A 13,949-nucleotide genomic window follows, 5' to 3' on the forward strand; every position below is an offset into this window, starting at 1 on the left:
TCATCTCTCCAAATGCTTACTGACTGGACTTTAGTGCCTGGTCCAAATCCTCTTTTAAATCCTCAACATCTTCTATCCCTACAGAAATTCTTACTAAATCACCGGTTACACCCGATGCCTGCTGTTCTTCAGCAGTGAGCTGCTGGTGGGTGGTACTGGCGGGATGAATAACCAAAGACTTGGCGTCACCCACGTTGGCTAAATGAGAGAACAGCTCTAAACTGTCTATAAAGCTTTTTCCTGCTTTAACGCCGCCTTTGATACCAAAAGTTAGCATGGCGCCGTAACCACCGCTAAAATATTTCTTGGCGTTATCGTGGGTAGCATGGCTTGACAAACCGGGATAATTAACCCAGGAAACCAATGGGTGCTCACTCAAAAAACGAGCTAATGCGTAAGCATTCTCGCTGTGGCGCTGCATCCTCAAATGGAGGGTCTCCAGACCTTGAATCAGCAAAAAGGAATTAAAAGGGCTGATAGCAGGGCCCAAGTCCCTTAACAGCTGCACCCTGGCTTTGACAATGTATGCTGCCTCTTTAAAGGTTTCGGTGTAGCTGACGCCGTGGTAACTGGGGTCAGGCTGGGTAAGTTCCGCAAATTTACCATTATTCCAGTTAAATTTCCCTGAGTCTACAATAATCCCACCAATGCTGGTGCCGTGCCCGCCGATAAATTTGGTAGCCGAATGAATGATTATATGGGCTCCATGTTCAAAGGGGCGGCAGAGATAGGGCGTGGCAAAGGTGCTGTCCACAATCAAAGGAATACCTGCCTCTTCGGCTATTTTAGCCAGAGCTTGAAAATTCGGAACATCCAGCTTGGGATTACCGATAGTTTCCACGTAGATGCCTCGGGTATTCTCGTTGATGGCTGCCCGAAAATTTTCCGGGTCAGATTGGTCGACAAAGCGAATCTTGATGCCTAGTCTAGGAAGAGTATTGGCAAACAGGTTGTAAGTACCACCGTAAAGACTAGTGGAAGAGACAAATTCTTGGCCGGCGGATGCGATGTTACACAGTGCCAAAGTAATCGCTGCCTGACCCGAAGCAGTAGCCACTGCCCCCACGCCACCTTCAAGAGCGGCGACCCGCTGTTCAAATACGTCGGTGGTCGGATTCATAATGCGGGTATAAATGTTGCCGCCCTCTTCCAAAGCAAAAAGCCGTGCCGCATGGTCTGAGTCCTTAAAGACATAAGATGTGGTCTGGTACAACGGTACTGCCCGGGACCCAGTGGTTGGATCCGCCTCTTGGCCTGCATGCAGGGTTAAAGTGTCAAAACGTAAGTCTTTACTCATTTTTAATGTTCCTCCTTATAAATGAGGTGCTGTCAGCACCACTTAGTGTTAGGGGCGGTATTAAAAAACCCCTTCTCGGATAAGAAGAGGCATATGTTCAGTCCTCCTCTCATCTCCCAGGAATTTAATCCTGCAGGAATTAGCACCTTTCCCGAAAAATTTCGAGAAGGTTGCCGGGCTTCATCGGGCCAGTCCCTCCACCGCTCTTGATAAGAGTCATTTAAAAATTTAATTTAAAAGTACTATACCGTATAGTAGGTATCTGTGTCAAGTACATATTTTAGAAAATAGTACCGTTGTACCGGTGCAATAACTTGACAAAAAGGTGCCTGGCACCATTTTGTCAAGTTATTCGGTGAGGCTGGGCAGCAGGTTGGTCATCTCTAAGGCGGTAACTGCTGCATCCCAACCCTTATTGCCTGCTTTAGTACCGGCCCGCTCGATGGCTTGTTCAATGGTATCGGCGGTGATAACGCCGAAAATTACCGGCTTGCCGCTGTCAAGGCTGACGTGGGCAATGCCTTTGGTTACCTCGCTGGATACATAATCAAAATGAGGTGTGGCGCCGCGAATCACTGCGCCCAGGCAGATTACCGCATGATAATCCTTGGTGGTCATTACTTTGGCGGCAAGGGGTATCTCAAATGCCCCGGGCACCCAAGCGATGTCGATATCATCTTCTTCTACCTCATGGCGCTTTAAGGCATCGAGACAACCGTCCAACAATTTGCCGGTAATAAATTCATTAAACCGACCCACGATGATACCGTATTTCATTCCCTTACCCATTAATTTCCCTTCAAAAGTACGCATGAATAAAACCTCCCTTTAGTTAGCTGCTGAGCAGATGCCCGAGCTTGGCTTTTTTAGTTGCTAGGTAATGAGCGTTGGTTTCCACCGGGCAAATTTCAATGGGCACACGCTCCACCACTTCCAGACCATATCCTTCCAACCCCTTAATCTTCTTGGGGTTATTGGTAATCATGCGAAGTTTTTTAATACCCAAGTCAGCTAGTATTTGCGCCCCGATGCCATAGTCCCTCAGGTCTGCCGCAAAACCCAGGGCTTCATTGGCTTCTACGGTATCTTTGCCTTCATCTTGCAGTTTATAAGCACGGATTTTATTAACCAGGCCGATACCCCGCCCTTCCTGACGCATGTACAAAAGTACACCCCGGCCTTCCTTCTCAATCATCTGCATGGCGGTTGCCAACTGGTCGCCACAGTCACAGCGGCGAGAACCAAATACATCACCGGTAAGACATTCAGAATGTACTCTTACCAGTATCGGTTCATCGGTGGCCACATCACCTTTGACCAAGGCCATATGAGCTTCACCGTCCAATTGGCTTTCATAGGCACTGGCCATAAACTCGCCATAGCCGGTAGGCAGTTTAATGGTTTCCACTTTTTCTATCAGCTTTTCAGTGCGTCGGCGATATTCAATCAAATCGGCAATTGTAATAATGCTGAGGCCATGCTCTTTGACAAATTCCATTAGCTCAGGCACTCGAGCCATGGTGCCGTCTTCACTCATTATTTCGCAAATAACCCCAGCAGGGTAACACCCGGCCATGCGAGCCAAATCCACAGCTGCTTCAGTATGGCCGGCCCGGCGTAATACGCCTCCCTTTTTGGCGCGTAAGGGAAATATATGTCCCGGCCGTCTCAATTCCGAAGGTTTGATATCCGGATCCAGCATGGCCTTGACCGTCTGGGCCCGCTCGTGAGCGGAAATACCGGTGGTAGTATCTTTATAGTCTATCGACACGGTAAATGCCGTTTCATGGTTGTCGGTATTATGCTGCACCATGGCATTCAATTCCAACTGGTCCAGCCGTTCCCCTTTCATGGGTACACAGATTAATCCCCGGCCGTATTTAGCCATGAAATTTATAGCAGATGCATCGGCCTTTTCTGCGGCCATCAGCAGGTCGCCTTCATTTTCCCGGTCCTCGTCATCTACTACCACAACCATTTTGCCCGCTTCGATATCTTGAATCGCTTCATCGATAGTATTAAATTTCATTTTGTCTCTCCTCCTTAAGAATATATGCCGAGAAATTCACCGCTCCTACTCAAGTATACATACGGCTAGGCCAGCAGAGCTGGCAAGTCTTCTATGCCTCCGGGGGCTTTTGAAATAATGTTTAAATAAAGCCGCTTTCTGCTAATAATGCAGCGGTAACACCGGCCGGCCGTTTGTCTTGGCCTTCCTTCTGCCATGAAAGCAGTCTCGCTACATATTTGGCCAGCATGTCAACCTCTATATTTACCACATCTCCCACTCTCTTAAAACCCAGGGTAGTCGCTTTGGCCGTATGCGGGATAAGGGACACACTAAAACCTTTATCATCCACGTCCACCACCGTCAAACTGATACCATCTAAAGCCACAGACCCTTTCGGTATCACAAACTGCAGCATCTCTCCGGGCGCCTCCACGCGGGTAACCAGAGCAATGTCCACCTGCTCTTGGCCCGTAATTAGGCCGGTGCTGTCAATATGCCCGCTGACTAGATGACCACCCAGACGATCACCTAGCCGCATGGCCCGCTCTAGATTTACCTGATCCCGAGAACGCAGTGCCTTAAGGCTAGTGCGGTTGAGGGTCTCTGCCATAACATCGGCATAAAACTTCTGCTCACTAAAACCAGTTACCGTCAGACAGACGCCGTTAACTGCGATACTATCACCTAATTTAACTCCCTCTAAGACCTCCGCGGCTTCTATCTCCAACACTGCGGATTTAGGGCCGTGACGGATGCTTTTTACTGTGCCAAGTTCTTCTACTAATCCTGTAAACATGAGTGCCTCCTCTCAAGCAGCAGACCCAGGTCCTGGGGATAACGGTCCATTTTCAGCAGGTCAAATGCTTTAGCCTGCTCCACCGCTGCCACACCCAATCCGGCTATGGGGCCAGGAGCATCTTTGCCGCCAATGATTTTATAACCCATAAATAGATATAATAAATCAACCAAGTCCTGGTCAAAAAAACTACCGTGCACCGCTGCGCCGCCTTCCACCAATAGTCCAGTTATCTGCCTTTGTCCTAGCTCTGTCAGCAGCTCATTAAGGTTAATGCTAGTATTGCCATCCTGGACCAACAAATTTACACCTTGATCCGCCAAATATTTTCTCTTAGCGGCATCGCTGGCGTCAGTAGTTACCACTAGGGTTGGCGCATCATTTACATCCAATAAATGGCTGTCCAAGGGAATGCGCAGCCGGGAATCCAATATCACCCGCAGTGGGTTAATGGTTTCCCTTCCTGGTAATCTGACGGTAAGACGGGGATTGTCCGCTAATACCGTATTGATACCCACCAAAATGGCATCGTAACGATGGCGCAGATATCGCCCCCGCTGGCGCGCTTTTTCCCCGGTTATCCACTGAGAACTGCCGGTACGGGTGGCAATTTTTCCATCCAAGCTGACCGCCATCTTAGCTGCCACTAGCGGTTTGCCGGTGGTAATGTATTTTATAAAGGGTAAGTTTATTAATCTAGCCTTTTCTGCCATGACGCCGACCTCTACCTCCACCCCAGCCTGGCGCAGCATAGCGATACCACGGCCTGAAACCAAGGGATTGGGGTCTTCCATGGCCACCACTACTCGCCGGGGCCGGGCCTCGGTCAAAGCCTGGGCACAGGGCGGTGTGCGACCGTGATGAGAGCAGGGCTCCAGGGTCACATAGACGGTGCTTCCCACGGTCCTTTCGCCGGCCATAGCCAAAGCATGCACCTCGGCATGGGGCGTACCGGCCTTTTGATGGTATCCTTCACCTACCACAGTGCCATCTTTAACAATCACGGCCCCCACCAGTGGATTTGGGCTAGTACATCCTTCTGCTTTTTTAGCCAAATCCAATGCCCGGCGCATATGGCGCAGGTCTTCGCTATTAACCATGTTCCGTCTCCTTCCACATCAGTTCCCGATCATAATAATTTTAATCAAATTTTTGGGCAACTTTTAGCCACAGCCCATAATTTCCTAGACATAAATAAAACCCGGAGGACATAATACCTCCGGGGACATAAACATACAAATCTACCGTAATAGTCTCCTTCTCCCATCCAGACTGTAACTGTCGGCTCCGGAATTACACCAGATCAGCCTTGCGGCTCGCGGGCTTTACCGCCGGTAAGGATTTTCACCTTGCCCCGAAGGAAATACTTGCTATGTAATTTAGAAATATTATATCACTGCTCGGTAGGATAGTCAACAAACTGACCGTCGTTAAACAGCAATAACTTGACAAAATGGTGTCAGGCACCATTTTGTCAAGTTATTTTGTCCAGTATTATCATCCAGTATTATCATCCGGTATTGTTACCCGGTATTGTTAAAGAAAAAAAGCCGGCGGAACCGACTTTAGATTATTATGCAGATAAGGCCGCCGCTGCCGTCGTTGGCGATACGCTGCAGTGTTTCCCGAAGCTTATCTCTTGCGTTTTCGGGCATGCGGTAAAGCTTGCCCTGAATGCCTTCACGAACCAATTCGTGCAGGGACTTGCCAAATATTTCTGTATCCCAGATTCTCTGGGGATCTTCTTCGAATTCGCCCATGATGTAGGTAACCAGGTCTTCACATTGCTTTTCGGTACCGATCAGCGGTGTAATGCTGGTGGTTATGTCTGCCTTGATTAGATGGTAGGATGCTGCCTTGGCAGTGAGGCGTACACCAAAGTTGCCGCCCTTTCTAATTAATTCTGGCTCTACCAATTCCATCTCGTCAAGTGAGGGAGTAACAATCCCATAACCCGTAGCTTTAGCTTCATTATATCCCATAGCAATAGTATCATATTCTTTCTTAGCAACGGATAGTTCCTTCATCAGCTTAAATAGGGTATGGTCGTCTTCAATGGTATAGCCGGTTTCCTCCTGCAGCATCTCGTAGAACAACCCTTCCCGGCCCTCTAACTCGACATTGACCTCACCGGTGCCAAGGTTCATCTCATTGAGCCGGATAAGGCCTACCAGCTCGGAATTTCCCATTTCTTCTAGAGATACATCTACATCACGCAGTCGGTTAATTTTATCTACAGCCTCGGTGACCAGGTTTTCCAGGTCAAAACGCAGCCAGTGGTCATACCGCAGTTCCTGAATCCATTTAGGTACATTAACATTTACATGGCTGATGGGGAATTCGTAAAGGGCTTCCTCCAGCACTCGATATATATCATCGGAACTCATTTGGGCACAATCCAACGGCAGTACCGGTACATCGTAATCCTGTTCCAATTTATGTGCCAATTCCACGGTAGCCTGTGCATATGGCTGACTGGAATTCAAAACCACTACAAATGGTTTATTTAACTCTTTTAATTCACTGATTACCCTTTCTTCCGCACCCAGATAGCTGTCACGCTGAATATCAGTAACGGAGCCGTCAGTCACTACTACCAGGCCGATGGTGGAATGCTCTTCAATCACTTTTCGGGTACCGGTTTCTGCAGCATCTTGAAACGGGATTTCCTCGTCATACCATGGTGTCTTCACCATACGCGGGCCGCCTTCTTCTTCGTAACCCAGAGCACCGGGCACTGCATAGCCCACGCAATCCACTAGACGAACATTCATCTCCAGCCCTTCTTTAACACGGATACCTACCGCATCGGCAGGGATGAATTTGGGTTCGGTGGTCATAATGGTCTTACCCGCACCGCTTTGGGGCAGTTCATCCACGGCCCTGGTGCGGTCATTGGCATCGATAATATTGGGCAGTACCATCAGGTCCATAAATCTTTTAATAAACGTGGATTTGCCTGTGCGTACCGGGCCCACCACGCCCAAGTAGATATCCCCGCCGGTACGTTCAGAGATATCCTTAAAGATATCGTACTTTTGCATCGGTTTCCCTCCCTCTAGTTTTCTCAGGTGTTGGAATAGCTATTGGTAATGTTAACCCAAAACATCCCTCCTTCAGCATCGTTTTAAAATTTAAAAGTTGCTAGTGCACTTTTCGCAGTGGTACGTTTTAACATTACAAATATATGAGCTTGTTTGATATTTATTACAAAAAAAGTGCCCCGAAGGGCACTTTTGTCCAAAAGTTATTAAGTTATTCGCTCTAAGATGGTGCATTATCCTACCGCCATTCCTCAGTTTTGTCTCGCAGCATCAGATTGGCTACCCCTTCCCTGGGGTTCTGTTCCTCGTATATAACTTGATGCGCTTCCTCTGTAATAGGCATTTCCACACCTTTATCTCGGGAGAGGCGATAAGCCACCCGAGTAGTTTTAACACCTTCCACCACCATACCCATATCCTTTAAAATTTGGGGCATTTTTTTCCCCTGCCCCAATTGAATACCGGCACGTCGATTGCGTGAGTACATACTGGTGCAGGTTACTACCAAATCCCCCATACCAGCCAACCCGGCAAAAGTCATTAGTTCCGCACCCATAGCAACGCCCAATCGCGCCATTTCCGCCAGTCCTCGAGTCATTAAAGCGGCCTTAGTATTATCGCCGTAACCCAAGCCGTCAGATATTCCGGTACAAAGAGCGATGATATTCTTTAGGGCACCACCCAATTCTACCCCGGTCAGATCGGAGTGAGTATAGACACGAAAAGAAGGAGCCATAAATAAGTCCTGGACCTGCTCCGCCACTTGTTTCTCCAGAGCCGTCGCTACCACTGCCGTGGGTAAATGACGGCTTACCTCTTCGGCGTGGCTGGGACCAGAAAGTACCGCGACTCTCTGTTTCAAAGGCCCGGGTAATTCTTCCATCATAACCTGGGACAGACGTAAGCCCGTCTCCATTTCCAAGCCTTTAGCGGTATTTATCACTGCGAGTTGGTCGCCCAACACCGGCGCCATCTGCCGAAGCACTTGCCTTACCGCCTGGGACGGCACAGCCAGCACCAACATTTCCTTATCCTTAACCGCTGCTTCCAAATCCCCGGTTGCTGTAATGTTCTCGGGGATAACAATGTCTGGCAGATAGTGGCTGTTGGAGCGCTGTTCATTAATTTCCCGCACACATTCCTCACGGCGGGCCCAAAGAGATACATTCATGCCTTTTTCCGCCAATAATACGCCTAAGGCAGTGCCCCAACTACCAGCACCGACCACGGCAACTTTTCTATTCACCAAATACACTCCTATCAAAAACGCCAAGTAATTTTGGGTTCCAAGCCATTTCTCAAACGTTCAATATTACTTCGGTGCTTAAAAATGACAAAGGCAGCCGCTACAAGACCATATATTACGTAAGCCCACGGTCGCTGATAGATAAATAACAACACCGGCAAACTGGCCGCCCCGCTGATCGAACCCAGAGAAACAAAACGAAATAACAACACTATCAGCACAAATATCAGCACCGCCCAAAGAATGGATTTAGGCGCTATCGCTAAGAATGTACCTGCACCGGTCGCCACCCCTTTTCCGCCCCGAAATTTTAGAAAAGCAGAAAACGTATGCCCGAAAATAACTATAAAACCGGCTGCAATCACCATGAACGGACCGCCGAAATAACCCGCAATGAGTACAGCTAAGAATCCTTTCAATGCATCAGCAGCCAATACGGTTATTCCCGCCGCTGGACCCAGAATGCGAAAGGCGTTGGTGGCACCCACATTACCGCTGCCATACTTTCGTATATCCTTACCATAACGAAATTTACCAATCATATAAGCCATGGGAATAGAGCCCAGCAAATAGCTGAACAACAAAACCAAAAGTTTTATCACCTATTCCGCCCCCTTTGCCGCCTGTTGGCGGTAACCACTCTTTCCGACGTTACTTATCTCTCTTACGTACTAATAACCAGATGGGATTACCTTCAAAGCCGAAAGCCTGCCTTAATTGATTCTCTATGTAACGCTTATAGGAAAAATGTAATAGTTTCGGCTCGTTGACAAAAAGAATAAACTTAGGCGGTTTCACCCCAGCCTGGGTAGCATACAAAATTTTCAACCGTTTCCCTTTATCACTGGGCGGTGGTGTAAGGCGCGTAGCTTCTGCCAACGTATCGTTGAGCACACTGGTACTCACCCGTCGGGTTGATTGCTCGGCCACGAAGTCTACTAAATCCAATACCTGAAACACCCGCTGTCGGGTCAAAGCCGAAGTAAACGCCGTAGGCGCATACTGAAGGAAAGCAAATTCCTCCCGGATATTTCTCTCAAAGCGATTAATGGTATTGGAGTCCTTTTCCACCAAATCCCATTTGTTCACCACCAGCACTATTGCCTTACCCGCCTCATGGGCATAGCCGGCTATCCGCTTATCTTGTTCAGTTACTCCTTCTACAGCATCAAGAATCATCAGCACCACATCAGACCGGTCAACGGCTCGCAATGAACGAATCACGCTGTACCGTTCGGTAGGGTCTTCGATGCGGCTTTTCCGGCGCAAGCCCGCTGTATCTATCACCACATACTGACGGTCGTTGCGTTGAAACACTGAGTCGATGGCATCCCGGGTAGTTCCCGGAATATCACTAACTATTACCCTTTCTTGACCCAAAAAAAGGTTTACCATGGAGGATTTCCCCACATTAGGCCGTCCCACCACAGCAATTTTAACGGCATCCGGTTCATAATCATCCTCCGGCAGTTGAGGCATCACTTCCACCATTTTGTCCAAGAGGTCGCCCACATTCATACCATGCATGGCTGACACCGGGGTGGGTTCATCCAAGCCCAGTTGGTAGAACTCCATAAAGGCCGGGTCCTGGAACTGCTCCACTTTATTCACTGCCAAAATCACAGGCTTTTTTGTCTTGCGTAACCTCTCAGCAACAACAAAATCGTCTGGCAGCAAACCCGCCTTACCATCCACCACCAGAACGATTACATCGGCTTCATCCAGAGCTACATTTACTTGTTTTTTAACCTGGTTGATGAGATTGTCTTCCTCATTAAATTCCAGGCCACCTGTATCAATTAGGGTGAAGTTTTTTCCCTGCCAAGAGGCATCGCGGTAAAGTCGATCTCTGGTAACGCCGGGAGTGTCCTCAACGATAGCGGTTCGGCCGCCGCAAATACGGTTAAATAAGGTAGACTTTCCCACGTTGGGTCTGCCCACTATGGCGATAATCGGTTTCATGAAATACCTCCAAAGCCCAGCCCTTCAAGGAGGGCTTGGGGATGAGTTTCTACTATTTTAACATGCATATCCAGTTCTGCGGTGACTTCTTCAACAGTGAGATCATCCAAAAAACGGTCTGTCCCTTCTTTAAGCATGATATCGGGAAGCAGAAGAATTCCATCTTTTCTATCTGGAATGCTAAGCTTCTGCATAACATTCATCACCACATCCCGACCGGTTATTAATCCGGTCACAGTCACACGACCGCCAAAATGATAGTTATCTAAGGTAACAACCTTTATATCTAAACCGGGAAACCTCTGAGCAAGGCTGACTACCGCTCCCCGAATCAACGGTGCCGCGGCTTGACCCGTACCGATAAAGTATTTTGCCTCATCATCCGGGACCGTCAGTTTAGCCGAAAGCTGATGCTGCCACTGATCCAAAAACTGCCGTACCAGCCCTACACCGTTTTCCAGCTGGGGATATCCTTCATACTCTTCGTCCAAGGGAACTTCTTTCCCCGCCCTTAGATAAAATTCATCTGCTGCAAAAACAAACCTGCTTCCTTCCCTTTCCAACATCAGTTGTTGGGTTCTTTCAATCAAAGCTAATGTCTCCCGGGCACTTTCCCGGCTAAATGATCCTATTTCAGCCAGTCCTTGGCGATGACCGGTAAGACCCACCGGCACCACAGCCAATGATTTAACCTGGGGCCAGAGGCCGGCCAGGTCCTCAATAGTCCTTTCCAATTCCTCGCCGTCATTTTCCCCAGGGCATAGTACCACCTGAGTGTGCATATTGATCTTATGTCGGGCAAGAAATGAAAGCTGCTCCATAATTTCTGCTGCGCGAATGGTACCCATCATCTTTTGTCGCAAGATGGGATTAGTAGTATGTACCGAAATATACAGCGGGCTAAGGCGTAAATCAGCAATACGCTGCAGCTCGGCATCACTAACATTAGTCAAGGTTATGAAATTACCAAACAAAAATGAATGCCGATAATCATCGTCCTTAACGTAAAGACTGTCCCTCATTCCCGCCGGCATTTGATCCACAAAGCAAAAGAGACATTTATTACCGCATGGCCTGATATTCAAAAGTCCCTCAACTTCGGCACCTAAATCTTCTTCGGGATCTTTCTCTATATCCACCAACCACTGTTCGCCATTTGCTTTGGCAAGCTTCAATTCAATCTTTTCGTTCGCCATCAAAAACCGGTAATCCAAAACATCCGTCAGTTGACGTCCGTTTATGGCGATAACCTTATCTCCCGATTCCATGCCCACTTCGGCAGCAATACTTTCGGGAGTCACTCGTTCAACTTTTAATCCAATGCTCATAAAAATGCCACCCTATCCATTATCTCCCTTATTATCTATTATATTAAATGATGCGTCAAGTCAATTCAAATATCCTAGCTCCTGTTTGAGCCGCTGAACCTGCTGTACATAATTGGGATAGCTTTTCTTTATGGAGGCCAATAACATGGGTCTGCCCAAAAATTTTAAACCGATATCTACCGAAAGGTACCCTCCCCATTTCAGAGCAGCATCGGTATACTTCAAGGCATCTACCAAGCGTACCTGGTCCTGGGGCAGGCCAAATAAGTCCATAAAACAGCGCACGGTCTTAGGAGCCAGAAACTTTTCATTGGCCACCGCAAAGGTGTAGACCTTGTTACCCTTTTCATCTTCGCCCAGATAAAAAGGTGTCCCGGCAGGATATCCCTGACGATCATCAAAATGAGGCAGAGCAAGAATTTCTTCTGTGGATGCATGGTCACGGGGCAGTCTTCCCATGTGAATGCCGGCAGTTACCACACTGGCATGAACACCGCTATGACAATAATAAAAGATTTTCACCTTCAAGACTCCTTTAGCTGCATAATAGTTGTCTTGACTTGGTCTGTAAGTTTGACGAAATTACCATGAGATTGACGGGTGCCATGGATAACAATGGGCCGCCCCACACTGACGATACCAAGCTTTCTGGAAAGAATACCGCCTACCACCATAATCCAATTGACGCACGGCATAGTATCCACCACCAGAATGTCATCTTGGGGAATAGAAAAAACCCGCGCTAACCCACGGATTAAAGGTTCAAACATGGGACCCAAGTTGCGCTTACCGACAATGTATACCGGGTTCCCCTCTTTGTCTGTTCCCATATATTTAAAATCCCCGTGATCCTCGGCGAGCTGCTGGTCAAAATAGGGAATTTTGTTTAATTCCGCCGCCGTAGGCAGGCGGGTTTCAGGTATCAACCCTAAATGCAAAGCAGCAGCGGTCACTGAAGAATGAGAACCGCCGAAACAATGATATACTATCTTCACATCATCACTCCCTTGCCGATTATACGCCACGGGGACAGTTCCATCGTCTTCCCTCCGGCCCTTCGCTACGCTGCGGGGACGCTCGAACCGTCCCCATGGCTCCGCTTATCCAAACTTAATGTTTTACCAGCATATATACACCATTTTCAAGGTCATGAGCCATAGCCATTAAGGTACGGCTCATCACTAGAGCCAACGAATCCTGTTCTTTTTTATTATTAACATAAAATGTTGGCGCTTCCCCGGGCGAGACCCTGTCTCGTGCTTCCTCCAGCACAATTAAGACAAGAATACGTTGTTTTAATTCCATTTCCATTATCATCACCTGCTCCCGCAGTCAAAACCTCCCGTTGGTTCTGGCTGTAAGTCTAATCTGCCGCGCGGCGACCCGGCCCCGCCTGAAGTGGGTTTACCTTGCTGCTCTCCAATACCGGTGTCATTTTGATAGCCTCAATAAGAGGGTGTATATCCGGTTCATTGGGAAGAATATACAACCCTATCTTACCGGTATCAATATCCTTCCGTGCCAACGGTGTCCAATCTAATTCGCCTACTTCCTTTTTACTGCCAATTAAGCTTGCAGCAGTTTGCAGTATGGCCTGCCGCTGCCCGATGCTGTTTAGTGTGGCGCGCGCGTCATCGTCCTTGGGCTTAATTAAGACACCCAACCCTTCTTTCAAAATCTTTTCCCGGGATTCAGTTAAGCCCACATTCATAATGACAATATTATCCACCATCAATAACGCTCCTTTAAAGTGGAGCTTACATGGTACTATATCCGCTATTTCTCCCACCACTTTACCCTTCATTAGAAAGTTGTTTCCATAGATGACCAATATTGCCGCCAAGATACCATAGTACCATTCCGTGTAAAAAGTGACCAAGCTGGTCATTAGGGCGGTAAACATCACTAAGTAGTTACGGGATTCAAATACCCGGGCAATTCCTTCAATATAATCCTTCCCCCGGGGTACCAAGGCTAGTTCCTCAAGCTCCGCCAGAGACTCTCTTTCCATATTACGAATGTCTCTAAACTGCTGGGCAGCTAGGGCAAGAAAAGTAACAGCTGCAAATTCTTGTTCCATCAGGGCGGGAACCGCCACGGCACCTAAGCCCGCGGCGATTACTCCCAGCCCAAGATGAGTGACATAGCCATGTGGATATCCCGGAAACTGCCGGTAATCTGAGCGAAGCATAAACACCCGGGCGATGGTCCCCATTATCAATCCGGCCACCACAGCAGGAACATATTCGTTCATACAGGGTTCCC

The 13,949-nt window shown here is 48.1% G+C and carries 14 protein-coding genes and 2 riboswitches; all 14 genes read right to left on the reverse strand.

Features of this window, described 5'->3' with window-relative positions:
* Positions 1–16 precede the first annotated feature (16 nt).
* Positions 17–1,297 (reverse strand): homocysteine synthase, encoded by a 1,281-nt coding sequence (locus tag MFMK1_RS14155; protein ID WP_366922338.1) that lies wholly within the window; start codon positions 1,295–1,297, stop codon positions 17–19.
* 106 nt (positions 1,298–1,403) lie between these two features.
* Positions 1,404–1,513, reverse strand: a riboswitch (SAM riboswitch).
* Positions 1,514–1,645: 132 nt separating this feature from the next.
* Positions 1,646–2,110 carry a 6,7-dimethyl-8-ribityllumazine synthase gene (ribH, locus tag MFMK1_RS14160; protein WP_366922339.1) on the reverse strand — a complete coding sequence of 155 codons (465 nt, stop codon included), beginning with the start codon at positions 2,108–2,110 and terminating at the stop codon, positions 1,646–1,648.
* A 19-nt stretch (positions 2,111–2,129) separates the two neighbouring features.
* The gene (locus MFMK1_RS14165) at positions 2,130–3,326 is read right to left on the reverse strand and encodes a bifunctional 3,4-dihydroxy-2-butanone-4-phosphate synthase/GTP cyclohydrolase II (protein WP_366922340.1); all 1,197 of its coding nucleotides are present in this window, start codon (positions 3,324–3,326) and stop codon (positions 2,130–2,132) included.
* A 121-nt stretch (positions 3,327–3,447) separates the two neighbouring features.
* The gene (locus MFMK1_RS14170; protein WP_366922341.1) at positions 3,448–4,104 is read right to left on the reverse strand and encodes a riboflavin synthase; all 657 of its coding nucleotides are present in this window, start codon (positions 4,102–4,104) and stop codon (positions 3,448–3,450) included.
* Positions 4,089–5,204 (reverse strand): bifunctional diaminohydroxyphosphoribosylaminopyrimidine deaminase/5-amino-6-(5-phosphoribosylamino)uracil reductase RibD, encoded by a 1,116-nt coding sequence (ribD, locus tag MFMK1_RS14175; RefSeq protein WP_366922342.1) that lies wholly within the window; start codon positions 5,202–5,204, stop codon positions 4,089–4,091. The genes MFMK1_RS14170 and ribD overlap by 16 nt, the downstream gene beginning before the upstream one ends.
* 151 nt (positions 5,205–5,355) lie before the next feature.
* Positions 5,356–5,470: riboswitch (FMN riboswitch) on the reverse strand.
* 199 nt (positions 5,471–5,669) lie between these two features.
* The gene (spoIVA, locus tag MFMK1_RS14180; RefSeq protein WP_366922343.1) at positions 5,670–7,148 is read right to left on the reverse strand and encodes a stage IV sporulation protein A; all 1,479 of its coding nucleotides are present in this window, start codon (positions 7,146–7,148) and stop codon (positions 5,670–5,672) included.
* Positions 7,149–7,386: 238 nt separating this feature from the next.
* Positions 7,387–8,394, reverse strand: a complete 1,008-nt coding sequence (locus MFMK1_RS14185; RefSeq protein WP_366922344.1) for an NAD(P)H-dependent glycerol-3-phosphate dehydrogenase — start codon at positions 8,392–8,394, stop codon at positions 7,387–7,389.
* A gap of 14 nt (positions 8,395–8,408) precedes the next feature.
* A complete protein-coding gene (gene plsY, locus MFMK1_RS14190) occupies positions 8,409–8,996 on the reverse strand; it encodes a glycerol-3-phosphate 1-O-acyltransferase PlsY (RefSeq protein WP_366922345.1) in 588 nt (195 codons plus the stop codon).
* Positions 8,997–9,045: 49 nt separating this feature from the next.
* Positions 9,046–10,356 (reverse strand): ribosome biogenesis GTPase Der, encoded by a 1,311-nt coding sequence (gene der / locus MFMK1_RS14195; protein ID WP_366922346.1) that lies wholly within the window; start codon positions 10,354–10,356, stop codon positions 9,046–9,048.
* A complete protein-coding gene (locus MFMK1_RS14200) occupies positions 10,353–11,684 on the reverse strand; it encodes a DUF512 domain-containing protein (protein ID WP_366922347.1) in 1,332 nt (443 codons plus the stop codon). Before MFMK1_RS14200 ends, der begins: the two co-directional genes overlap by 4 nt.
* A gap of 60 nt (positions 11,685–11,744) precedes the next feature.
* Positions 11,745–12,206 carry a DUF3189 family protein gene (locus MFMK1_RS14205; protein WP_366922348.1) on the reverse strand — a complete coding sequence of 154 codons (462 nt, stop codon included), beginning with the start codon at positions 12,204–12,206 and terminating at the stop codon, positions 11,745–11,747.
* A 2-nt stretch (positions 12,207–12,208) separates the two neighbouring features.
* A complete protein-coding gene (locus MFMK1_RS14210) occupies positions 12,209–12,679 on the reverse strand; it encodes a DUF3189 family protein (RefSeq protein WP_366922349.1) in 471 nt (156 codons plus the stop codon).
* A 115-nt stretch (positions 12,680–12,794) separates the two neighbouring features.
* Positions 12,795–12,995: a capping complex subunit for YIEGIA gene (locus MFMK1_RS14215; RefSeq protein WP_366922350.1), complete on the reverse strand. Its 201-nt coding sequence runs from the start codon at positions 12,993–12,995 to the stop codon at positions 12,795–12,797.
* Between the two features lie 52 nt (positions 12,996–13,047).
* Entirely contained in the window at positions 13,048–13,938 is an 891-nt protein-coding gene (locus MFMK1_RS14220) for a YIEGIA family protein (RefSeq protein ID WP_366922351.1), read from the reverse strand.
* Between the last annotated feature and the right edge of the window lie 11 nt (positions 13,939–13,949).

The organism is Metallumcola ferriviriculae (assembly GCF_035573695.1).
Taxonomy (GTDB): Bacteria; Bacillota; JADQBR01; order JADQBR01; family JADQBR01; genus Metallumcola; species Metallumcola ferriviriculae.